Genomic DNA, 22,667 nt, shown 5'->3' on the forward strand with positions numbered 1-22,667 from the left:
TAAAAACCTGTTTCCATTTGATGGGATTTATCTTACGACTCGGACAGTGGGTAATCGGTGTCAGGCTTGGGAAGGCCAATCGATCCGCAACAGGGGATTCGTCCAGCGCAAGGGTTTGCGGGTGATGCCACGCGGCCGGTGAGGACCGGTTGGCCATCCGCGGATACATGAGCCGGGCGATCGAGCGAGCCGAGGAATTCGGCCGTGAGGAGGAGAGGATTTATGAACACCATTGCGGCCCGTCGTATCGCATCCCGGACCGGCGCCTCGCTGATGACGCTGGTCATCGCATCCAGCATGCCTGCCGCCTGGGCGCAGACCGGTGCCGAGACGCCCACCACCCAGTCCCAGATGCCGCAACGCCCGTCGTCGAGCAGCACGGCGCCGACCCAGACCGCTCCGGTCGCCGGCCCCGGCATCGCCAACAGCACGGTGCCGGGGAACGAGACGATCTCCGGCCCGGCGCCGCAGCGCACCGACGTATCCCCGGCGGTGGCCGAGGAAGCCGCCGCGTCGCAAGGCGACATCGTCGTCACCGGCGTCCGCAACGCCGAAGCCTCCGCAATCGCCCGCAAGCGCACCGCCCGCACCGCGCAGGACTCGATCGTCGCCGACGACGTCGGGCAGTTCCCCGACAAGAACGCCGCCGAAGCGATCTCCCGCATCGCCGGCGTCGCGCTGGACGTGTCCGACTCTGGCGAGCAGGGCGGCTTCACGATCCGGGGCCAGGCAGCCGATCTGATCCGCGTCGAGGTCGACGGCATGACGACGCTACCGACCAACAATCAGGGCGGCCGTGCAGCGCAGGTCGGCGAAATTTCGTCTGACCTCATCAAAAGCGTCGATGTCATCAAGGGCCAGACCGCCGACATGACGCCCGGCGGCGTCGGCGGCACCGTGCGGATCGAACAGCGCACCGGCCTCGACTTCGCGAAGCCGCTGTATCGCCTCAACGTACAGGGCGCTTACCAGTCGCTCAGCCAGCGCTACACGCCGCGCATCAACGGCATCGTCACGCAGAAATTTTTCGGTGGTGACGTCGGCGTGTATGTCAGCGGTACGTATGAAAACCAGATCGTGGGCACGGATTATGCGCGCGTCGCGGTCGAGCGGGCGGGCTATATCCCGCTTGGCGACTACGACAACTCGCCGCAAAAGAGCTTCACGACTCCGCTAGATCCGATCGCTGCAGCGGTAACGACGAAGGCCGGCTGCGCGGCACTGTCGACGACGGGAATCAATAGCCGGCTTAACTGCTATGCGCAGTGGGAGGACTTCGTTCCGTCATTCCCGCGTCCGGGTCGTCAAATCCGGTCGACGAAAAATATCTCTATCCAGGCTCGCGCCGACTGGCGCGTCAATAGCGACCTGACGGTCTTCGCCTCCTATAATCCCAATATCCGTCGCGTTTCGTCACAGGATTATAACTGGAGCGTCGCTACGCCGGTCGGCACGACTAACACCTCGGGCGCGCTGACTGGCAGTAATATCCGCAACGTCGTGGTGAACGAGAACCATTATGTCACCGCCTTTGATATCGCGCGCGGCACCGGCAACCAGTTCTCTACGACGCTGAACGTCACCACCCAGGTCCGCGACATTCAGCGCAAGGTCCGACAGGATTATGCGCAGACCGGTGCCGATTTTTATTCCGGCCCGTGGACGGCCAAGGCGCGTGTTCAATACAGCAAATCGACAGCGACCCGCGAAGACAATGCCTTCTCGTTTCTCGCGCCGATCGACATAGCCAATTACCGACTGCAGCCAGAGACGGGCCTGTGGAATATCGCGGTGCCGAACGTCGATCTGTTCAGCTCGCCCTCCTATTATCCGACAGTCGGAACCAACGGCGTCAGCGCGTCGTCGCAGTATGAGTATACGCCGTCCGACGACCGGAACAGCGAGTGGAACTACCAGCTCGACGTGGATCGCGTGTTCGAGAATTTCGGTCCGATCACCCGCTTGAAAGCAGGCTTTCAGCATCGCACCCGCGATCAAGCGAGTTGGCGAAGCACCTCCGGTGCGATCCTGTCGCCAGGTCTGTACCAGACACGCGCGCAATCGCTGGACCTGATCCAGTTCTGCGATCCCGCGCTCGCCCCTGCGGCCACCCCTTGTCAGTTCGGATCGGTCCCGCGCGATACCTCCGCCACTAGCACCAACCAGTTGGCCCGCATCTACACGCTGACGCGGGATCAATATCAGAACATCATCAACTCAAGCCTGATCGCACTTCCAGGCGCGAACTTCTATGCCGGGTCACGCAGCGGCGAAGGCCTTCTCTCGTCATGGGGTACCTATGATGTGGAAGCATTCCAGAGGACGCTCGCGCAATATATCGACCTGAGCTACCGCGACATCAATTGCCTGTACGAGTGCAAAGCGTCGGATGGGAAGGTCTATCCCCGGGCCTCGTTCAAGACCGCGGAAGTCACGTCCTCGGCCTATGCGATGATGGATTTCGACATGCGCCCTGCGGGGCTGCTTGTGAACGGCAACGTCGGTGTACGCTACCAGCGGATAAAGGTGGACGGGCAGCCGGCGATCGACTTCAGCCGCCGCGTGGCGACGGCGGTCACCACGCCGTTTCCTGGCTTCAACATCGAGAACCAGTTGATCCGGCGCGACGTGGCCGACATCAGCCGTACGAGCGAAGACTGGTTGCCGAGCGTCAACATTGCGGTTTGGCCGATCGAGGACAAGATGGTCCTGCGCTATTCCGGCGCGCTCCAGCGGGCGCGGCCCAGCGTGCTAGAATTGACCGGCAACGGAACCGTATCCTGCGGTCTGGTCGATCCGGCCCAGCGCGCCGCACTGGAGGCGTTCATCGCTGCCAATCCGGGCGCAGTGCAGGATGACGATCCCTCGACCGGCGATGATGCCGAGGGTGCAAGCGTCCTGGCGAACTTCGTCAATCGCTGCTCGGGTCGCATCGGCAATCCGGAACTGAAGGGATATGGTGCAACCACGCAGAACCTGTCGCTGGAATGGTATCCCAATCGCGATACGCAGCTGACCGGTGCGATATACCAGATCAGTGTCCGTTCCGGACGTCCGGAGGGCGTGAGCATCGGCGCGTACGAACTTGGCGGCGAAACCTACGAAGTGCAAAGCTATCAGGACGGTCCGAGCGGTCTGCGACAGCGTGGCTTCGAAATTGCAGGCCGCACCGCGTTCAAGTTCCTGCCGAGCTTCCTGAGATACTTTGGCGGCGGCTTCAACTACTCATTCACGAAGTCGAACGAGGAGAATACCTTTGTCGACGTCTTCTCCGGCAAAGCGCTTCCACCGCGCTCCGAGTCCAAATATTATTACAACGTCAATCTTTGGTACGACGATGGCAAGCTGAGTGCTCGTGTGGCCTATCAGAAGCGTGATATCTACTATGATCAGACGCAGGCAAATGCTGTAAGCCGTGTACCGGCGATCCCTGGCGTCACCGGCGCGACCACCACGACGTCCTATTACAAGATAGTGACGCCAGTGTTTAAAAGTGGAACCGAAACGCTCGATGCCCGCGCTGCATACGCAGTAAATAAGAACTTCCAGCTATTCGCTGAAGGCAAGAACCTTTTGAATACGCCAATCGATAAGTTCACACCAAGCGACTATCGCGACATCGGCGGTGGCACGCCGTACATGTATGACTCGGTCAACCTCGGCCGCACCTACTACGCGGGCGCCATCATCACCTTCTGACCGTATCCCCCTCCAGGGGCGCCTCGGCCCGGCTTCCCTTGCGGGACGCCGGGCCTTTTCTTTCAGTCCTGCACGGTCGCGGCGAGCAGGCCGATCACCACGTCGTTCGCCCGCGCACGGACGGTCAGCGACTTGAGCGGACGGGTCGGATCGAGCGGCAGGCCGAGCACCGTGGCCGAGCCGCCCTTCACGCGCTGTTCGTTGCCTGCGCTGCCGTCCGCCTCGCCACCGCGACGGACCCGCCCGGTGGCGAGATCGACCCGCAGCGGTCGGGGCCCCGGCGCGCGGAACTGATAGTCATCGATCAGATAGTCGCGCTCGATCGGCCACCAGGTCGTCGGGTTGTGGAGCGCCAGCCGTGCGGTGCCGCCGTCGACATAGGTGACGATCACCTCGCCATTGTCGATCCGGCTCTGCATCGCGTTGGTGCTGCCGGCCATCAGCAGGCGCAGGAAGCGACCATTGCCGGTCAGAGGAACGGTGGCTGCGGCCGGGTAATTCTGCCACTTCGACACGAATACCGCGTTGCGGCCGGTGGTAGGCGTGGCGAAGCGGCCGCCGTCGGGCAGGCGCAGTTCGCCCCCTGCCCCGCGCAGGCCGCGGTCGTCGATCTCCGCGGTCGCGTTCACATGCCCCGCCCAGGCGCCCAGCCCCTGAGACGGTAGCGCGAGCGACGCGAAGGGCGAGCGGGGATTCCGGTACTTGCCGGGCGCGAAGGTCGCGGTGACGTCGTCGTTGAAGACGCGCGACAGGTCGATCGGCCGCTGCGCCCCCGTCGGCGCGCGGTCCACTACCATGGGCACGGGTGACAGCGGCGGCGCGGCTCCGACCGGCACCCACCACGTCATCGACCCCTGCCGCTTCTGCACGAAGTCCGATCCCGCGGCGGTCGTCGCGGCGATCGGCCGTCCGGACCAGCGTAAGACGACTTCGGTCTCCGCGCCAAATGGCACATCGATCAGGATCGCCGGCGCGCCGATCGCGTCGGGATCGATCGCCAAGCGTACCGGGCGTCCACCAACCGTCACGCTGGCCGCATCGTGCGACGCGGTCAGCCGCAGCCGCAATTGGCCGAAGCGGTTGCCCGCCTGACGCACCGTCCAGCGATCGACTCCACCCGCACGGCGGAAATCGACCCCCACATCCGGATGGGTCAGCGCGGCATGATCCCACGCCGCCGGCAGTCCCGGCCGCAGCATCAGCCGGCGCGCGAGCGCATCGGGCGTTACGCCGAACAGCCCCTCGACGATCGTCCGCGCCATCACGCCCGATCCGTCGGCAAAGTCGCGCTGCGCCTCGCGCCGATAGACGTCGAGATAGTTCATCGACCCGACGTTGCCGGGGCTGATCCCCATGTACATGCTGGCGAGCAGCGCGCCCTTCGCGAGCGTGAAGGCGTCTTCACCGCGCCCCGCCCGCCACAGCGCCAGTGCGGTGTGCAAGTTCTCGCCCATGGTCACGTTGTTGACCGACCAGGTGTAGGGCATCCAGTCGGACGAGGCATAGACGCCGTACGCGCGATCGGTCGGCACGCCCGGACCGGCGACCGGCAGGCGCGGCATCTCCCGCGCCACCGCATCGGCCATCCGCCATGCCTCCTGTGGCGTCGGCACGCCCGAGTCTAGGCTGTGATAGAAGCTCCACAGCCCCGCGCTCGGGTGAACGGCCCGCTCGCCCAGCCAGTCGCGATATTCGGCGAAGTGCCCCTCGCGCGGCAGCCACAGTTCGGCGCGCATCGCCCGGCCGATCGCTGCCGCCTCACGCTCATAGGGCGCGGGATCCTTGCCGAGCGTGCGCGCGATCCGCGCCGCCTGCGTGTTGTGATAGAGGTTGTAGGCCGAGCCGTAGGCGGTGCCGCCGCCCGAATATTGAACGTCGTCGCTCGCCCAGATCTGTGCATAGGCTTCGTACAATGGTCCCCCGGCGAACGGGCGACGGAACAGGCGTCGCTCCCATGCCAGATGGCGCTCGATCACCGGCCATGCCTCCGCCGCGAACGCCCGGTCGCCGGTCCAGTCGAGATGGCGGAACAGCGCGTCGATGAAGACCGCGTTCATGTCGTAATGTGAATTCGACAAGTCGCCGCTCGAATGCAGTGCGGCCTCGCTGCGGGCGAGGTTGCTGTCGGCATCGGCCGGCGGGATCGCGGCCGGGATCGGCGAAACGTTCTGGCGAGGCAGCCATGCGCGGAAGTTGGCGCGCGCGCGATCATGCCATCCCAGTGCATCGAGCGCGTAGGGGCCGCGCCAGCCGAGCAGCTTCGTCCGCCACGCGACGGCGCCGTGCATGATCGCCGATTGCGGAGCATCCCACACCGCGTCCGCCGCAACGTTGAGCGCACCGACCGCGGCATCGAGCCATGGATCGGGCGTCGCGATCCGCACCCGTCTACGCACCGCCGCGACGTGCGCGCTTGCCGCGGCAAAGACCGCCGGCAGCTCCGTGCGCGCATAGGGCGCGGCCAGTGGCGGCAACGCGGGTGCGGCGCGGCGATCGGCGCTTACCGCGGCATAGGTCGACAGGTCGGCGTTGGCGGCGGGCGCGTAAGCGGTACGCTGGAGCAGGAGATAGGACTCGCCGGCGTCGAGCTTCAGCGATCCGGTGACGACCGGGCGCGTGGCGACGTCGCTGCCGCTCGCGAACAGCTGCTCCGCACTCTCCCATGCGTCGCCCGAACGGATGCCGTCCACCGTCCCGTTCAGCGCCGCACCGGCGATGCGGCCGGGTGGTCCGGCAAGGGAGAAGCGCGTGCTTCCCTCCCGCGTCGCGACGTTCTTGTCGGCGAAGGCGGGGCGAAAGCCGAACCATTCGCTGATCGGCACGCTCTCCGTGCCGATGTCGCCGTCGCGCTTGCCGCGCTGACCGTTGACGCCGCCGAACGCCCAATGGAGCGTCGTTCCCGCCGCGCCCCCCGTAGCGCTCGCCCGCACCGCCGCGCCTTCGGTGATGGCGAGCGCCACCAGCGTCAGGGTGATCGTGCCGCCACCCAATCGCGGGTCGCTGATCCGGTAGTCAAGCTCACCGGGCCGATAGCGCGCCGTGATCGACTTCGCATCGTGCAGCCACCACACGCTACCGTCCGCCGACCGCACCGCAAAGCGCAGGTTGCCGCCGCGTCCAGGGAGGTACAGGACGAACTCCGGCCGGTCGCCGCCATCGACGCGGAACGCGGTGTTGCCGCCATAGAGCGGGCGGTTGAAGCGCTCCGTGCCGTTTTCGATGACGAAGGCGTCGCCGTCCGGGCGGTAGCGGATGGGGCGGTCGGTCGCACCCTTGAGATTGGGCCGCACCGCCTCGGTCGCGACGAGCGTCTGCGCGGGCGCCGCCACTGCCGGCGCCAGGAGGGAGGTGGCGAGCAGCAGGTGGCGGAGGGTCATCATCGTTTCCTTGGTGATCGGTGAAGTACCCGCTCGCGGGAGGTACGTGTCAGCCCTTCACCCGCGCCTGCCATGCCGGATAGGCGGCGATCGCGCGGGCCGGCGCGTCGTTCCACCAGCTATAGCCGTTGCGACGCCCTTCGGAGATTTCGTTCACGTCGTCGTGGATCGACTTGTCCTTGTCGCCGAAAATCGGCTTGCCGGTGACGAGATCGTAGTTACGTGACCAGAGCGGCCCCGCCCCCGGCTTCGGCAGCAGCTTGCGCCCCTTCGGTGTCCGGGTGAAGACCACATCGGACACCGCGACCGATCGCAGCCAGGCGACACCCGCGTCGATCGCCGCCCGCACCACCGGGGTCGGCCGCGGCTGGCGCATCAGGAACATCAGGATGTCTGACGTCTCGCCGCTGGCGACCGAACGCGGCTCATAGTTGCGCGCGGAGATCGGCGCGAGCGTCAGCGCATCGACCTGCTGCGGCCAGCCGGTCAGCCGTCCGTCCCGGCGCACCTGCGCGCGCAGCATGACGTCGGTCACGCGGGCGACCGCCCCCTGCGCGCGACGACGCAGATCGGCCGGCACGAACCGATAGCGCGCATCCTCCGCCACATCCTCCAGCAGCATCGCGACCAGCGCGACGCCGTTGTCGTTGAAGGTGATGCCGTCGTGGAATCCTCCCTCCAGCGGATAATTCTGCGGCCAGCCGCCGTTGGGATATTGCGCGGCGAGCAGATAGCGCACGCCCTTCACGAAGCTGGCGCGATAGCGGTCGCCGTCGCGCCCCGGTAGCGTCGCAGCCATGCGGCCGAGATAGTGCATCTCGTGCGTCGTCGCGTCGTTGTCGATCGTGCCGACGAAGGTCCAGAACCGGTCGACCGGCGCGTCGAAGTTGGTGGGATCGAGCACCATCGTCTCGGCATCGTTGGCGAAGCGCTGACCGCGCAGCCGCGCCGGGCCGGCGCGGTCCTGGTTCTTGCTCCATCCGCCCGCGGGGGTCTGGAAGCTGACGATCGTGTCGCCGATCCGCTTGGCCTCGGCGGTCGCGTACCACGCCGGTTCGCGATCGGTGGACGCGCGCTTGTGCCCGCCGCCGACCGCCTGCGGCGGCGGGGGCGGCGTCTCGCCGGGGCGAAGTTCGGCGGCGAGCGCAGCGCGATCCGCCTTCATCGCGGCTTCCGACCGGATGAGATAGGCGAGCCAGACCGCGCGTTGTGCCGCTGGCAGCGTCGCGATGCGTTCGCGGGTCAGCGGCGGTGCCGGCTGGTTGGTCCCGATCACCCGCGCCGCGACCGGGGCCGACGCCAGCAACGGTATCGCCGTCATCATCCCGACCGCTACGGCAAGCCGCCGTGCCGATATCGCCGTTGCCATTCGCTCTCTCCCATTGGCGCCGCCGGAAGATTTTCCTAGCATGCGAACCTCGTTCCCACTATTTCATCTGTCAAAGTCGGTTTTACAAGAACAAACGACCGACGGCATGCCAGAGGTGAAGGAAACAGCGTAGAACCGACCCGATACGAGGGTGCGACGCTGACACCGGTGTCCAGTGCGGGACGGAGAGGAGAGACGGACGATGCCCGAGCTGCCCCGAATCGCCGGTTTCGCCGTGGCCGTGACGACAACGCTGGCCACACCGCTGGCCGCCCAGCCGATCGACCGTGCCGCCCTCGTCCGCCGCCACGCCATCACGCTGACCGCACCCGATCCGCATGCGCCGTTGATGCTGGGCAACGGCGCGCTGGGCTTCACCGCCGATATCACCGGGCTGCAGAACTTCCCCTCGCTCTATTCCGAACTCTCGCCCTTGCTGACGATGGCGCAATGGGCGTGGCACAGCTTTCCCAATCCGAAGGGCTATACCGAGGCGGACGGGCTGGTGCAGGTGCCGGTCGCCGGGCGCGGCACCCAGCCCTATGCCTGGATGCAGAGCTTCGACGCGGTACAGACCAACCCGGCGCTCGGCTGGCTGCGCGCCAATCCGCACCGCATCTCGCTGGCGCGCATCGCGATGACGATCGACGGCGTAGCACCCGACGCGAAGCTGCTGGCGCAGACCCGGCAGACGCTGGACCTGTGGACCGGCAAGCTGACCAGCCGCTTCGTCTATGCCGGCCAGTCGGTGACGGTGGTGACGCGCGTCCACCCGACGCAGGATCTGATCGAGGCGGAAATTGATTCGCCGCTCATCGCCAGCGGCCGGCTGGCGGTCAGCGTGCGCTATCCCGGCGTCAGCGAGGGCATAAATCCGGACCCGTCGAACTGGGACAAGGACGCAGGCACCACCGCTATCGTCAGCCAGACGCCCGCGCGCCTCCGCCTCTCCCGCACGATCGACGCCACCCGCTACTGGTCCACCGTCGTCGCCAGCGGCCGCGTCGCGCGTAGCGGCCCGGCGGAGGTGCGCGCGACTGGCACCGGCCAGCGGCTGACCGTCGCCGTCCGCTTCGAACGCAGCGCCGCCGCCCCCGCCATGCCGGCCCTCGGCGCGACCGCGACGGCGACGCCCGCAGCATGGCGAAGTTTCTGGAAGACAGGGGGCGCGGTCGACTTCTCGGGCAGCACCGATGCCCGCGCGCCTGAACTCGAACGCCGCGTCGTGCTGTCGCAATATCTCTCCGCCGTGAACGGCGCGGGCGAATTGCCGCCGCAAGAGGAGGGGTTGTTCTCGAACAGCTGGTTCGGGAAATTCCATCTGGAGATGCACCCGTGGCATGCCGGGTGGCAGGCGATATGGGGCCGCCCCGAACTGCTGGAGCGCAGCCTCGGCTGGTACGTCCGCCACCTGCCAAAAGCGCGGGCGGAGGCGGCGCGGCATCGCATCGCCGGGGCCTGGTGGCCGAAGATGACGGGGCCGGAGGGGCGCAACAGCCCCAGCCCCGTCTCCCCCTTCCTGATGTGGCAGCAGCCGCATCCGATCCTGCTCGCCGAGCTGGTCTGGCGCACCCGCCGCGACCGCGCGACGCTCGATCGCTATGCCGCGCTGGTCGAGGACACGGCGACGCTGCTGGCGAACTGGCCACTCGACGGACGCGACCTCGGCCCGCCACTGATCCCGGCGCAGGAGAATTACGATCCGCCGACCACGAAGAACCCGACCTTCGAGGTCGAGTATTTCCGCTGGGGCCTGACGACGGCGCAGGCGTGGCGCGAACGGCGCGGGCTGAAGCGCCGCGCCGACTGGGACCGCACGCTCGCGCGCATCGCCCCGCCGGCGACGCGTGATGGCCTGTACCTGCCGGTCGAGAGCCTGCCCGACTTCTGGCGCACCGCCGCCTCCCCCGCGTGCAAGGGCAAGGCCGAGGCGCTGCCGTGCCGCAACCGCGACCATCCGTCGTTCCTGATGGCCTATGGCTTCATTCCGGGCGCGCGGATCGATCCGGCGACGATGCGCCGCACCTTCGCCGCGACCGAGGCGAACTGGGACTTCCGCCAGACCTGGGGCTGGGATTTCCCGATGATGGCGATGACCGCGGCGCGGCTCGGCATGCCCGACAAGGCGGTCGACTGGCTGTTCGCGGACGGCAAGAACAACCAGTGGGGCTCGACCGGCATGACGCCGCGCGTCCATCTCGACGCGCATGCCGCCGACCTGGTGCCCACCAGCGGCGGCGCGGCCGGCGTCGCGATGGCGAAGAACCCCGATGGCCCCGGTTACCGCCGCGCCGCCGAGACATACTTCCCCTCCAACGGCGCGCTGCTGATGGCGGTCGGCCTGATGGCGGGCGGTTGGGAGGGATCGCACGGTGCCGCCCCCGGCTTCCCCAAGACCGGCTGGCGCGTCCGCGCCGAAGGCATCACCCCCGCGCCATGACGAGGACGAGACGATGACGAACGAGAGCCGGCGCGACATGCTGAAGGGGCTGGTGGGCGGATCGGTCGCCCTCGCCGCGACGAAGGTGGCCGCGCAGACGCCAACGCCCAAGCCATCCGGCCCGCCGCCGCGCGAGTGGGTCGATGCAAAGACCGGCCACCGCATCGTCCGCCTCAGCCCCGATGGCGGCGGCGGCAAGCTGTATTTCTACAAGAACAGCTTCACGCCGCAGGGCGACCTGATGGCGATGTCGGTGCCCGACGGGATCGCGGTCGTCGACCTGAAGACGCGCAAACTGCGCACGCTGGTGAAGAACACCCGCGCCGAACTGATGTTCACCGCGCGCACATCGCGGACGCTGTTCTATTCGGTCAGCGATCCCGGCGACGCCCAGCCGATGGACCGGCCGCGCACGATCTTCGCGGTCGATATCGACAGCGAACGGACGCGGCGGGTCGCGCGGATGCCGAACGGGCAGCTCAATTCGATGAATGCCGACGACACGCTGATCCTCGGCTTCGTCGCCTATGGCTCGCAACCGCTCCAGCCCGGCCTCGCCGATGTGCGCAACCGCAAGTTCGATCAGGCCGAATATGCCGCGACCGGCCCGGACGGAAAGCCGCTGAACTTCGCCAAGGCGAAAGGCGTGCGGATGCTACAGCGCTGGGCGGCGCGCTATCCGATGGAGATCTTCGTCCTCGACGTGAAGACCGGCGAACGCCGCGTCATCCACAAAACGAACGAATGGATCGGCCACACCCAATTCTCGCCGACCGATCCGACACGACTGATCTTCTGCCACGAAGGACCGTGGGACCGCGTCGACCGGATGTGGACGATGCGCGTCGACGGCAGCGACCTTCGCCGCACCCACGACCGCACGATGAACTTCGAGATTTTTGGCCACGAATGGTTCGGCGCGGACGGGCGCGAGGTCTATTACGACCTGCAGACGCCGCGCGGTCAGGTGTTCTGGGTCGCCTCAGTCGATCTCGCGACCGGAAAGCGCATCTACCGGTCGGTCGATCGTAACGACTGGGGGGTGCACTTCAATCGGTCGGCAGACGGCCGGCTGTTCGCCAGCGACGGCGGCGATGCGGACATGGTCGCGCACGCGCCGGACGGCAAATGGCTGTCGCTGCTCCGTCCCGAACCGCTGCCCGACGCCGAGCCCGAGAACTACCGCGACGACCTCATCACCTGCGAGGTGATGCGGCGCGAGCGACTGGTCAACATGTCCGCGCATGACTATCGGCTGGAGCCGAATTTGACCTTCACGCCCGACGGGCGGTCGCTGGTATTCGTGTCGAACATGCATGGCGCGAACCACGTCTATGCGGTCGAGGTCGCGAAGGCGTGATCGATACACCCACCCCCTCCCCGTTCGTCCTGAGCTTGTCGAAGGACCGTTCTTCGTGCCGCGAATGCATCAAGTACGGCACGAAGAACGGTGCTTCGACAGGCTCAGCACGAACGGAATTTGTTGCTTCTGATCGAGAGAACATCTGATGCGCCTTCCCCTCATCGCCCTCTCGCTAGCCCTCGCCGCCCCCACCGCTGCGCAGGTGCCGGCAGGGATCGACGCCGCATGGCTGACGCCCCTGCCTCGCCCAGCGATCCCCACCGATCGCCTGCCGACCCGCGAACAGGCGATACGGATGGCCGAGTACGTTTCCGCCGCGCAGATCGCGTCGATGGCGGGCAAGCCGTTGCCGGTGTCGACCGGCGGTGCGCTGGATCACATGGCGTCGAACTGGGTCTCGGCCGCCTATTACGTCGGCGCTGCGCGGCTGGCGCGGGTGTCGGACGATCCGCGAACGCTGCGTTTCCTGACCGCGGTCGCCGAGCACTATAATTACGGCGTCCGCGGCGCACGATCGGGCGCGACGATGCTGAACGCCGACGATCTCGCGATCGGCGACCTGTATGAGGAACTCTACAGCCGCCGCCGGCAGGACGGCACGCTGCTGCCGCTGCGCCAGCGGCTCGACTGGCAGGTGCCGCATCTGGCGCGCAGCACCGAGACGCCCGAACTGATCTGGTGGTGGTGCGACGCGCTGTTCATGGCGCCGCCGGTGCTGGCGCGCATGTCGGCGATCACCAACGATCCGAAATATCTCGCCGCCGCCGACAAGGAATGGCGCCGCACGGCGAAGCTGCTGTGGTCGCCGCAGCACCGCCTGTTCTTCCGCGACGCCCGCTTCCTCGACCGCAAGGAAGCAAATGGCCAGCCGATCTTCTGGTCGCGCGGCAACGGCTGGGTCGTCGGTGGGCTGGCGCGCTGGCTGGAGGCGATGCCGGCGGACTATGCGGGCCGTGGCTACTACACCGACCTGTTCCGCACGTTGATCGGCCGCATCGCCGAGCTGCAGCGCCCCGATGGCCTGTGGCCGGCAAGCCTGCTCGCACCCGATCTGTATCCGGAGGCCGAGACGTCCGGCTCCGCCTTCTTCGTCTACGGCATGGCGTGGGGGATCAATCACGGCCAACTCGACCGCAAGACCTATCTGCCGCGCGTATTGAAAGGCTGGGCGGCGCTCAACCGCCAGCTTACGCCCGGCGGTCAGCTGGGCGCGGCGCAAAAGACCGGCGACCAGCCCGTCCACACGCGGCCGGATGAGACCGGCCCCTATGCCAACGGCGCCTATATCCTCGCCGCGCTGGAGATCGCCGACCTGAACGGGCCTGCGCAGAGCCTGCCGCAGAGCGAGCCGTCGCCCGACACGCCCGCGCGCATCGCCGCGACCACCCCCGCCCCACCGCCTCCCGCGACCGTCGTCGGCGCGGAGGAACAGGCGCGCCGGGCTGCCGAGATGTCGGCGGTGGCGAAGCTCAGCTACGACCCCGCGACGCTCAGTCGCCCTGCCGATGTCGCGCCGCTCGCCCCGCCGCCTGTGGCCGAGCAGCGCCGACGCGCCGTCGCGCGCTTCGCGCCCGACCGGCTCGACGACCTGTTGTGGGAGAATGATCTGGTCGCGCACCGCATCTACGGCCCGGCGCTGGAGGCAAAGGAGCCGCCGTCGGGATCGGGCATCGACGCCTGGGCGAAGCGCGTGCGCTGGCCGTTCATGGACCGGCAGCTGAAGTTCCCCAGCTATCACATCGACCGTGGCGAGGGGCTGGACTTCTACGACGTCGGCCGCACCCGCGGCGTCGGGGGGCTGGGCATCTGGTATCAGAACAAGCTGTGGACCAGCCGCAACTTCTCCACCTACCGCATCCAGCAGACCGGCGGCGACGTGGCGCGCTTCTCCGTCGACTACCGCTCGTGGCCGGTCGATGTCGCGCGCAAGGTGTGGGAGACGCGCGAGTTCAGCCTGCCGCTGGGCACGCACTTCACCCGCATGAGATCGACCCTGCAGTCGGACAGCAAGGACCCGCTGATCGTCGGCATCGGCATCGGCAAGGTCGGCGCGCCCGGCACCCGCCCGACCGTTATCCGCGACAAGGCGAACGGCCGGCTGATCTTCTGGGGGCCCGACGACGCCGACCACGGCCGCATGGGGCTGGCGGTGTTGGTCGATCCGACGACGGTCGAGGGCTTTGCCGAAGACGCCGAAAACTACCTGATCCTCGTCCGCGTCCAGCCGGGCCAGCCGCTGACCTATTACGCCGGATCGGCCTGGGATCGCGGCGGCGATGTGCCGGATCTCGCGGCGTGGCAGGCGCTGGTGGCGAAGGAAAAGCCGGTGTTCTGACAGACCGAGCGCGCTCCGATGCCGCGGTCTGGAGCGACACTGTCAGTCGAACAACCACAGGTACAGCGCTGGTTCACCACGTTCGATCGATAAGCGGCACGAAAGGTTCGCAGATGATCGAACGTGAAACCACCGATAGTCACCAGCCGACAGGTCATGCCGTCGCTGCTGATCGCGCCGTCGTCGAGGATATGCTCGCGATCTTCGGCCCCGGCACGCGGGGCACGACCGCGATCGCTGTCGCGGACACATCGACGGAGGCTGCGCCGGGGCATTCGCGCGCGAAAATCCTCGCGGTCGTCTCCGTCATGCTCACCGCCACCATCGCCGCGGGCACGTTCTTGGGCGCGGATGTGATCGGCATCCAGGCACCACTGGCGGCGTCCGACAGCCACTCCAGATCGCAGCCGCCCGTGCGGTCCCAACCCGGATCGACGGCGGTTGCCGCCGCCACCGATTCTATCATGGAGTCGCCCGCCCAACCGGAACGGTCAGCGCCGCTTGCGGAACGGCCGGAGCCTGTGCGGGCACGTGCGCAAACGATCCAGCAAGCCGATCGCCGGCCAGCTCCCGTGTCGCAGCCGATCCCCCGCGTCGACATACCGCCGCCGGTTATCGTGGCACGGGTCGAAGCACCGGAAATGGTACGCCACGAGATCGTCGAACCCGATCCCTTCCCACCCGTCCAGATCGCGGAACGACGCGCTGCCCATGCGTATGAGGTCGCCGCAACGGTCGGTGTCCGCCCGCGATTGCTGCGAGACTATCGACTGGAACTGGAGCGGGCGCGCGGCGAGGCCATCGCACGGCCCGGCTATGCCGAGCGGATCTTCGGTATGATCGCCGCAGACCTGTCGCAATTGGCCGATGAGGCGGAAGATCGCCGGAGTAACCTCGCGCGATGATCGCGATCAGCCGCCAGTCCCACGCTCCCACGCAAGGCGCGCGCATCGGCGCGCGACCGCTCTATGCGATCGGCGACGTCCACGGATGCTATGACCTGCTGCAGGCGTTGCTCGCCGAGATATCGCGGGATGCGCGGGAGTCGCATCCCGATGTTACGCCGATCCTCATCCTGTGCGGCGACTATGTGGATTGCGGGCCCGCGACGGCAAAGGTGCTTGCCGCGCTGGTATGGCTCGCACGGTCCAGCGCGGTCGAGGCCCGGATGCTGGAAGGCAATCACGAAGCCATGCTCCGCCAGTTCCTGGACGACCCGGCCGAGCGCAGCGCATGGTTGAAATTCGGAGGGCGTCAGACGCTCGAATCCTATGGCGTCCCGGTCCCCGACGAGGGTCTGGAATTCGCTGCCACCGCGATCGCGATGCGTGACGCTCTGCTCGACTTGATGCCGGCGGCGCACGAGCGGCTGCTGTCCCGTCTCGAACCGTGTATCGAAGTCGGCGACTATATCTTCGTCCACGCCGGGATCAGGCCGGGCGTGCCGCTGGCCAAGCAGACGCGCAAGGACATGCTGTGGATCCGCGAAGAGTTCCTGGAGCACGCCGCACCTGCGCCGCCGGTGATCGTCCACGGGCACACGTGGATCGACGACAAGGCCGTCGTCCTGCCGCACCGCATCGGCATCGATACGGGTGCGTACGAGACCGGCGTGCTGACCGCGGTGAAGATCACCGACGAGGCGGTGGACACTATCCAGGCCCGTCGCGATGGCGAGCAGGCTTAGCGGTGATGGAGGGTGGATGGTGAGGGAAGAATCTGCATCGCGGTTCTAGGATGGATAACGCGCGACCGGCCCGGGCGATATGCCCGGACCGGTCGGCAGTGTTAGCGGAAGTAGCGCGGGCGAACCTGAACGACCCGCCCCGTACGCGTGTCGACCAGCACGACGTCGTTCCCGTACCGAACCCAGCGCTGATAGCCGTAGTTCGGGCGCGCCAGCCGGTAGCTGGCATAGTCGTTCACCCAATAGTTGCGCCCGTAATAGCTCGGGGCGAACCGATGGCCGACGGCGACCGGGCGGTAGCGATAGCCGCGCGGGCCGCGATAGGCGCCGCCGCGATAGGCGTAGCGATCGCGATCGCCAGCGCGACGATCCTGCCGATAGTCTCGGCGGTCTTCCCGCACTTCGCGCCGATCCTCGCGCAATTCCTGTCGCGCCTCGCGGATGTCGCTTCGGTCGCCGCTGGCACGGGCGCGGTCGAGCGCGCGTTGGTCCTGACGGACTTCGCGCTGGCCCTGGCGCACTTCGCCATAGCTTTGCGCGCTGGCCGCGGTGGGGACGATGACGCTGGCGGCCAAGGCCGCGATGATGAGCCTACGCATGGATTGTTCCTCTGCTTTGACCGACGGGCTGCGTCGGCATGGCTCCGGACTAGGCCACCGCCGGTGAACGCACGCGGAATGCCGGCGTCAGGCCTGCGACAGAAATGCCGTCAGTCGAACGCGTCCGGCGCCATCCGCCCGGTCGCGCGCAATAATGCCGCTTCCGCGGTCAGCAGGTCGGACTCCGCGCGCGCGACGTCGAGTTGCGCGCCGCGGTAGCTCTGGTCAGCGACCAGAATGTCGATCGTCGAGCGCAACCCGAAGCCATATTCCGCCCGCACGCCCTTCAGCGCCACGTCGGCCGCAGCCAGGCCGGCGGTGCTCGCCCGTAACCGCCCCTGTGCCGCGGCGAGCGAGGCCCAGGCGGTGTCGGCATCGCGCATGGCTTGGCGGGCGGCGGCATCGGCGGTGGCGCGCTCGGCGCGATAGGCGCTCGCGGCCTGCCGCACGCGCGAGGCGACCAGGCCGCCGGTCAGCAACGGCACGCGCAGCGCCAGCCCCGCGCGCGCCGCACCGTCGAACCCGCGCAGGTCGCCGCCGGCCAATCGCACGCCGCGCCCATAGTCGCCGGCCAGGTCCAGCGACGGCGCGCGTTCGGCCCGCGCCTGATCGATCCGCGCCGCCGACGCCTCGACCGCACGGCGACGGGCGAGCAGCAGCGGGTTGGCCTCCGCCGCGGTCCGCGCATCCGCCAGCGAGGGTGGCAGGCCGACCGGGGTCGCGACAGCGGCGCTCAGCACGCCCGCATCCTGCCCCACGACGGCGCGATAGGCCGCTGCGGCGGAGGCCGCCGCGCCTTCCGCGTCCGCCAAGCTGCCGAGGACGCTCGCGCGTTGCGCCTCCAGCTGGGCGACGTCGGTACGGGTTCCCTGCCCGAGGCCGAAGCGCGCCTGCGCCTCCGCGACCTGCGCATCAAGCCGCGCGATACCGACGCGGGCGACCTCGACCACCTGCCGGGCGTAGCGTAGGTCGGCATAGGCACCGACGACGCGTTCGAGGATCGCCGCCTCGGTGTCGCGCAGGCTCTCCGCCCCCGCCGCGACATCGCCGTTGGCGGCCCGCACGGCGGACCCCACGCGCCCGCCGGTCCAGATCGGCAGCGCCACCCCGATCGTCCCGCCCGCCGACCGGCCCTGACCGATCCGGTCGTAGCCGGTGTCGATGCCGACGGACGCGGTCGGACGGCCGGCGGCGCGCGCCTGCCGCGGCGTCTCGGCCAGCGCATCCTGCCGGGCGCGGGCGGCGGCGAGCTCCGAGTTGGTCGCCCAGGCCGCCGCCAGCGCCTCGCGCAGCGTCTGGGCATGCGCGGCGGGCGCGACGAGCAGCGCGACCGCGATCACCCCGCGCCTAATCATGGCGCAGCGCCCAGGCCGGCGCCGCCCGGCTCGCACGGAGCGACTGGCCGAGCACGGTCAGCACCGCGACCAATGTCGCGAGCAGCGTCGCGCCGAGGAAATAGAGCGGCGACAGCGCGATCCGGTCCTCGAACCCTGCCAGCCACGTCCGCATCGCGACGAAGGCGAGCGGCCAGGCGACGATGTTGGCGATCAGGACGGGCCGCAGGAACTGCCCGACCAGCAACCGGACGATGTCGGTCGCCGATGCGCCCAGCGTCTTGCGGATGCCGATCTCCTTCGTCCGCCGCGCGGTGTTGAACGAGGCTAATCCCCACAATCCGACGCAGCCGATCAGCACGGCGAGCCCCGCCCCGATACCGAACAGGCGCGTGGCGCGGTCGTCGGCTTCGTAGAATTCCGCCAGCCGCGTGTCGGCCGTTTCGCCGTTGTACGGCACGATCGGCGCCATTCGTTGCCACAGGTTGCGCACCGCCGCATTTACCTGCCGCGGATCGCCCGCGAAGCGGATCGTGGCGATCGGGCTGAGATCCGTTTCCTCCATCTTGGAATAATAGGTGTAGTAGGCCGCCTCGTGCGGGAGGCGTGGCGAGAAGAAGCGCATGTCCTCGACAACGCCGATGATCGTACGCGGACGGGCGCCGCCGACCGTCTTGCCGATCGCATCCTTGGCCGAGGCGAAGCGAAGCGTCGGCAGAGCGCGGCGATTGATGACGATGTTGCGCACCTCACCTTTCTTCAGGAACTGGGCATCGTCGCTGCGGTGTGCCGCATCGAACACGCGGCCGGCGAGGACGCGCGTACCATAGGCCGCGAAGAAGTCCGGCCCGGTGGCGATCCGGCGCATCGACGGGCCGTCTCCCGGCACGCCGGGAAGCGGAACATTATCGGCATTGTTGTTACCGCTACCGCCGGCCGAGCTGTCGGCGATGCCGACGCTCGTGACACCCGGGATGGCGCGGATCGCCTGCAGGATCGCGCGCTTGCGCGGTGCATCGACCAGCGTGTCGGCGAGGGCCGGCAGGATCAGCAGGCCATCGCGCTTGAATCCCAGATCGGCCGCGCGGACGTGACGCGTCTGCGCCACCAGCACCAGCGTGCCGATCATGAATGCGATCGCCAGACCGAACTGAAAGACGACCAGCGCTTCCCGGGTCCGCGTGCCGGTCCGCCCCCCGCCGGGGGTGCGCGCAGAGGCCAGCACCGCCGCGGCCGGAAAGCGCGACAGTAGGACCGCGGGGTAGAGGCCCGCAAGCACCCCAACCGTGACGGTCAGGACGATGAGCGCAGGGACGACGACCATATAAGGGATCGCCAGCGACAGTCCGCCAGTGGCGTTAACCAGCGGCAAACCCAGCTCCGCCAGCATCAGGCCGCCGAGTGCGGCGAGCGCCACGGTGAGGATCGCCTCGCCCAGGAACTGGCGCATCAGCACGCCGCGGCTGGCACCCAGCACCTTGCGCATCGCGACCTCGCGGGCACGAAGGCCGGCACGCGCCGTTGCCAGGTTCACATAATTCACGACCGCGATCAGCAATGTCAGAATGCCGACGATGCCCAGCGTTACGACGGTCAGCTTCTGGCTTGCGCTCGCCTTCCCTTCGGGTTCGAGATGCATACGGGCGATCGGCATGATGCCGAGGTTGAGCGACTTCGACGCGTTCTGGCCCATGTCACGCAAGCCGCGGCGATCGACGAAAGATGGCATCTTCGCTGAAAAGTTACGCGCGGCCTGCGGCGTGTCGAACCGCAGGAACGTCTGAAGCGACGAGCTGCCCCAATTATACCACCACTGCGAGGTCGATGTGCGGGGCAAGGCCAACAACGCCGAGATTTTCAGCTCGCTGTTCTTCGGCAGATCCCGGAACACGCCGGCGACACGGTATGTCTTCTGATCGTTGATCGCGACGGTCAGCGTCTGACCGATCGGATCGGTCGTGCCGAAATATTTCCTTGCCATGCTATCGCTCAGCAATACGCTCGACGGATCGGCAAGCGCTGCCCCGCTACCTTGCACCATCGGCAGCTCGAACACCTGGAAGAAGCTGGGATCGACCTGCACGAAGTCTTCGCTGGTTGCGACGCCGCCGCGGATGACGCTGCCGCCGGTCGGCTGGTAGCGTGTGCCGACCACGCCGGGAAAATCCTCGCGAATCTGTTCGAGCAGTCCGCCCATCGTCCAGTTCGATGGCCCGTTGAACGGGCTTTCCGGGATGCTCCACACCGTCTGGACGACATAGACGCCGTCATGGCGCGGCAGCCATGTCTCGAAACTTGTCTCGAACCGGACGTAGAGGCCGAGGACCAGGAACACCGCGATTCCCACCGCCAGCCCGCCGATGTTGAGCGCGGCATAGAGCTTGTGGCGGACGAGCGAGCGGTAGAGCGACAGGAGCGCGAAGCGGTTCATGGGCTTAGGGCCTTCCGTCAGATCGCGCGCATGGCGCTGGCGACGATGCGGCCGTCGAGCATGTCGATGCGGCGCTTCGCCATGTCGGCGTGGCTGGGCGAATGGGTGACCATGACGATGGTCGCACCCGCATCGTTCAGCCCGGTCAGGATGTTCATCACCTGCTCGCCATTGGCGGTGTCGAGATTGCCGGTGGGTTCGTCGGCCAGGATCAGCTTCGGATCGCCGACGATCGCGCGGGCGATGGCCGCGCGCTGCTGCTGGCCGCCCGACAGCTGGTGCGGGAAGTGGCGGGCGCGGTGGGCGATGCCGACCCGGTCCATCGCCGCCGCCACCCGCCCCTTCCGGTCGCCGGCATCGGCGCGATAGGCTAGGCCGAGCGCGACATTCTCCTCGATCGTCAGCTCGTCGATCAGGTTGAAGCTCTGGAACACGAAGCCGAGCGTCGCACCACGGAACTTCGACAGCGCCTTCTCGTCCAGCGCCGCCAGATCGCGATCGCCGAACAGATAGCGGCCCGCGGTCGGGCGATCGACGGTGCCGAGCGTATTGAGCAGCGTCGATTTGCCGCAGCCCGACGGCCCCATGATGGCCAGGAACTCGCCTTGCGCGACATGCAGGTCGATGTCGTGCAGCGCGGTCGTCTCGACCTCGTCGGAAATGTAGCGGCGCTGGATGCCTTCCATGCGGATCATGTACGTGTGGTCCCCTATCGGATGTTCAGGATGTCGCCCTTCACGGACGCGGTGTTGCTGGTGACGATGCGGTCGCCGGGCGTGAGGCCGGACAGCACCTCGACCTGTTCGGGATTGCGCCGGCCGGTCTTGATCGCGCGGCGGCGGGCGTGTGCGCCGTCGGCGTCGAGGACGAAGGCAGAGGTGCCGCCGCCCGCTTCCAGCCAGCCGCCGACCGGTGCGACCAGCGCCCGGTTCGCGGCGCCCAGCGTCACGCGGATGTCGATCGTCTGGCCGCGATTGAGCCCGGTCGGCGCACGGTCGAAGGTCAGCTCGACGCGGAAACGGCCGTCCTTCACCGCGGGCAGCACCTTCGACACGGTCAGCGCCGCGCCGTCCGCGGTCTTCGCGTGCTGGCCCACCGCGACGCGGCCGAGATAGAATTCGTCGACATCGGCCTCCAGCTTCCACGATCCTTCGCTGTCGACCTGCCCGGCCGGGTCGCCGGGCTTCAGCGTCTGGCCGGGCTGGATGACGAAGTTGGTAAGGCGCCCGCCGGCCGGCGCGCGGATCGTCAGCGCCTCCAGCCCCGCGCGCACCGCCGACAGGTTGCCGGCGAGACGGCCCTGCGTCTCTTCGAGGCGGGCGGACTGGGTGGCGGTGATCCGCGCTTCGGTCTCGCGGCCGGAGCGCAGCTGGGCCAGGCGGCGCTCTTGATATCGGGCCTCCTCCTCGAAGCTCTTCACCCCGGCGTCGGACAGGAAGCCCTTGTCGTGCAGCTGCTGGCGGATCGACAGGTCGCGCCGCGCCTTGATGAGGTCGTATTCGGCCTGCGACACCTGCGCCGCACGGTCGAGCCGGTTGCGCTCGATCCCCAGCCCCTCGCTGGCAACCCCGCCCAGCTGACTGGCGATCTGCGCCTCCCGCGTCAGCACGTCGAGACGGAGTTCCGGGTTGGCGAGCATCGCGAGCGGCTGTCCGGCGACCACCATTGCGCCGTCCTGCACCAGCAGCTTCTCGACCTGCCCGCCGGCCAGCACGCCGACCAGCGTCGTCACGCGCGGCGCAACGACCGCGCGGACCGGCAGATAATCGTCGAACGCCGCGCGGGTGATGTCGGCCGTCTCGATCGCATCGGCGGCGATGTCGGTCGACCCGGCGGCGGGCAGGAACCGCCACAGCGCGACCGCGGCGATCACGATCAGCGCCGCGATCCAGGTTGCGCGGCGGCGCCACCACGGGCGCGGGCCCCGGGCGACCTTGCGGTCCATCGCGGCACCGGGCGACGGGATTGCACCTTGGCTGGCTTCGGTCATCATGGGCATAGTGTCACCCAGGATGGTCGAAACACCTAAAGGC

At 67.9% G+C, this 22,667-nt stretch carries 13 protein-coding genes; 6 read left to right on the forward strand and 7 right to left on the reverse strand.

What is annotated here, in order from left to right:
• The first annotated feature begins 222 nt into the window (after positions 1-222).
• Positions 223-3,699: a TonB-dependent receptor gene (locus ACX40P_RS13080; protein WP_459126796.1), complete on the forward strand. Its 3,477-nt coding sequence runs from the start codon at positions 223-225 to the stop codon at positions 3,697-3,699.
• Positions 3,700-3,761: 62 nt separating this feature from the next.
• Here the strand turns inward: ACX40P_RS13080 and ACX40P_RS13085 are convergent, their stop codons facing one another.
• Complete coding sequence (locus tag ACX40P_RS13085; protein WP_459126797.1) at positions 3,762-7,076, reverse strand: DUF4450 domain-containing protein; 3,315 nt, start codon at positions 7,074-7,076, stop codon at positions 3,762-3,764.
• A 49-nt stretch (positions 7,077-7,125) separates the two neighbouring features.
• Positions 7,126-8,445: a pectate lyase gene (pelA, locus tag ACX40P_RS13090; RefSeq protein ID WP_459126798.1), complete on the reverse strand. Its 1,320-nt coding sequence runs from the start codon at positions 8,443-8,445 to the stop codon at positions 7,126-7,128.
• Between the two features lie 202 nt (positions 8,446-8,647).
• On the opposite strand from pelA, the gene ACX40P_RS13095 reads away from it, so the two are divergent.
• From ACX40P_RS13095 to ACX40P_RS13115, 5 genes are all read left to right on the forward strand, one after another.
• Positions 8,648-10,885, forward strand: a complete 2,238-nt coding sequence (locus ACX40P_RS13095; RefSeq protein WP_459126799.1) for a hypothetical protein — start codon at positions 8,648-8,650, stop codon at positions 10,883-10,885.
• 13 nt (positions 10,886-10,898) lie between these two features.
• Entirely contained in the window at positions 10,899-12,245 is a 1,347-nt protein-coding gene (locus ACX40P_RS13100; protein WP_459126800.1) for an oligogalacturonate lyase family protein, read from the forward strand.
• Between the two features lie 148 nt (positions 12,246-12,393).
• Complete coding sequence (locus ACX40P_RS13105) at positions 12,394-14,583, forward strand: glycoside hydrolase family 88 protein (protein ID WP_459126801.1); 2,190 nt, start codon at positions 12,394-12,396, stop codon at positions 14,581-14,583.
• 113 nt (positions 14,584-14,696) lie between these two features.
• Entirely contained in the window at positions 14,697-15,488 is a 792-nt protein-coding gene (locus ACX40P_RS13110) for a hypothetical protein (RefSeq protein ID WP_459126802.1), read from the forward strand.
• The gene (locus ACX40P_RS13115) at positions 15,485-16,270 is read left to right on the forward strand and encodes a metallophosphoesterase (RefSeq protein ID WP_459126803.1); all 786 of its coding nucleotides are present in this window, start codon (positions 15,485-15,487) and stop codon (positions 16,268-16,270) included. Before ACX40P_RS13110 ends, ACX40P_RS13115 begins: the two co-directional genes overlap by 4 nt.
• Before the next feature lie 101 nt (positions 16,271-16,371).
• Here ACX40P_RS13115 and ACX40P_RS13120 read toward each other — a convergent pair whose 3' ends face one another.
• The 5 genes from ACX40P_RS13120 to ACX40P_RS13140 form a co-directional block, all read right to left on the reverse strand.
• Complete coding sequence (locus tag ACX40P_RS13120; RefSeq protein WP_459126804.1) at positions 16,372-16,869, reverse strand: RcnB family protein; 498 nt, start codon at positions 16,867-16,869, stop codon at positions 16,372-16,374.
• Between the two features lie 110 nt (positions 16,870-16,979).
• Complete coding sequence (locus ACX40P_RS13125; protein ID WP_459126805.1) at positions 16,980-18,224, reverse strand: TolC family protein; 1,245 nt, start codon at positions 18,222-18,224, stop codon at positions 16,980-16,982.
• Entirely contained in the window at positions 18,217-20,634 is a 2,418-nt protein-coding gene (locus ACX40P_RS13130; protein WP_459126806.1) for an ABC transporter permease, read from the reverse strand. The genes ACX40P_RS13125 and ACX40P_RS13130 overlap by 8 nt, the downstream gene beginning before the upstream one ends.
• A gap of 17 nt (positions 20,635-20,651) precedes the next feature.
• Positions 20,652-21,329, reverse strand: coding sequence for an ABC transporter ATP-binding protein (locus tag ACX40P_RS13135; RefSeq protein WP_459126807.1), 678 nt, complete (start codon positions 21,327-21,329; stop codon positions 20,652-20,654).
• Positions 21,330-21,343: 14 nt separating this feature from the next.
• Positions 21,344-22,624, reverse strand: coding sequence for an efflux RND transporter periplasmic adaptor subunit (locus tag ACX40P_RS13140; protein WP_459126808.1), 1,281 nt, complete (start codon positions 22,622-22,624; stop codon positions 21,344-21,346).
• Between the last annotated feature and the right edge of the window lie 43 nt (positions 22,625-22,667).

Source organism: Sphingomonas sp. RS2018, from assembly GCF_054489605.1.

What these genes read in the sequence shown, in the direction of transcription:
- ACX40P_RS13080 (WP_459126796.1), top strand. Translation starts at nt 223, where the DNA reads ATGAACACCATTGCGGCCCGTCGTATCGCATCCCGGACCGGCGCCTCG.
- ACX40P_RS13085 (WP_459126797.1), bottom strand. Translation starts at nt 7,076, where the DNA reads ATGACCCTCCGCCACCTGCTGCTCGCCACCTCCCTCCTGGCGCCGGCA.
- pelA (WP_459126798.1), bottom strand. Translation starts at nt 8,445, where the DNA reads ATGGCAACGGCGATATCGGCACGGCGGCTTGCCGTAGCGGTCGGGATG.
- ACX40P_RS13095 (WP_459126799.1), top strand. Translation starts at nt 8,648, where the DNA reads ATGCCCGAGCTGCCCCGAATCGCCGGTTTCGCCGTGGCCGTGACGACA.
- ACX40P_RS13100 (WP_459126800.1), top strand. Translation starts at nt 10,899, where the DNA reads ATGACGAACGAGAGCCGGCGCGACATGCTGAAGGGGCTGGTGGGCGGA.
- ACX40P_RS13105 (WP_459126801.1), top strand. Translation starts at nt 12,394, where the DNA reads ATGCGCCTTCCCCTCATCGCCCTCTCGCTAGCCCTCGCCGCCCCCACC.
- ACX40P_RS13110 (WP_459126802.1), top strand. Translation starts at nt 14,697, where the DNA reads ATGATCGAACGTGAAACCACCGATAGTCACCAGCCGACAGGTCATGCC.
- ACX40P_RS13115 (WP_459126803.1), top strand. Translation starts at nt 15,485, where the DNA reads ATGATCGCGATCAGCCGCCAGTCCCACGCTCCCACGCAAGGCGCGCGC.
- ACX40P_RS13120 (WP_459126804.1), bottom strand. Translation starts at nt 16,869, where the DNA reads ATGCGTAGGCTCATCATCGCGGCCTTGGCCGCCAGCGTCATCGTCCCC.
- ACX40P_RS13125 (WP_459126805.1), bottom strand. Translation starts at nt 18,224, where the DNA reads ATGATTAGGCGCGGGGTGATCGCGGTCGCGCTGCTCGTCGCGCCCGCC.
- ACX40P_RS13130 (WP_459126806.1), bottom strand. Translation starts at nt 20,634, where the DNA reads ATGAACCGCTTCGCGCTCCTGTCGCTCTACCGCTCGCTCGTCCGCCAC.
- ACX40P_RS13135 (WP_459126807.1), bottom strand. Translation starts at nt 21,329, where the DNA reads ATGATCCGCATGGAAGGCATCCAGCGCCGCTACATTTCCGACGAGGTC.
- ACX40P_RS13140 (WP_459126808.1), bottom strand. Translation starts at nt 22,624, where the DNA reads ATGACCGAAGCCAGCCAAGGTGCAATCCCGTCGCCCGGTGCCGCGATG.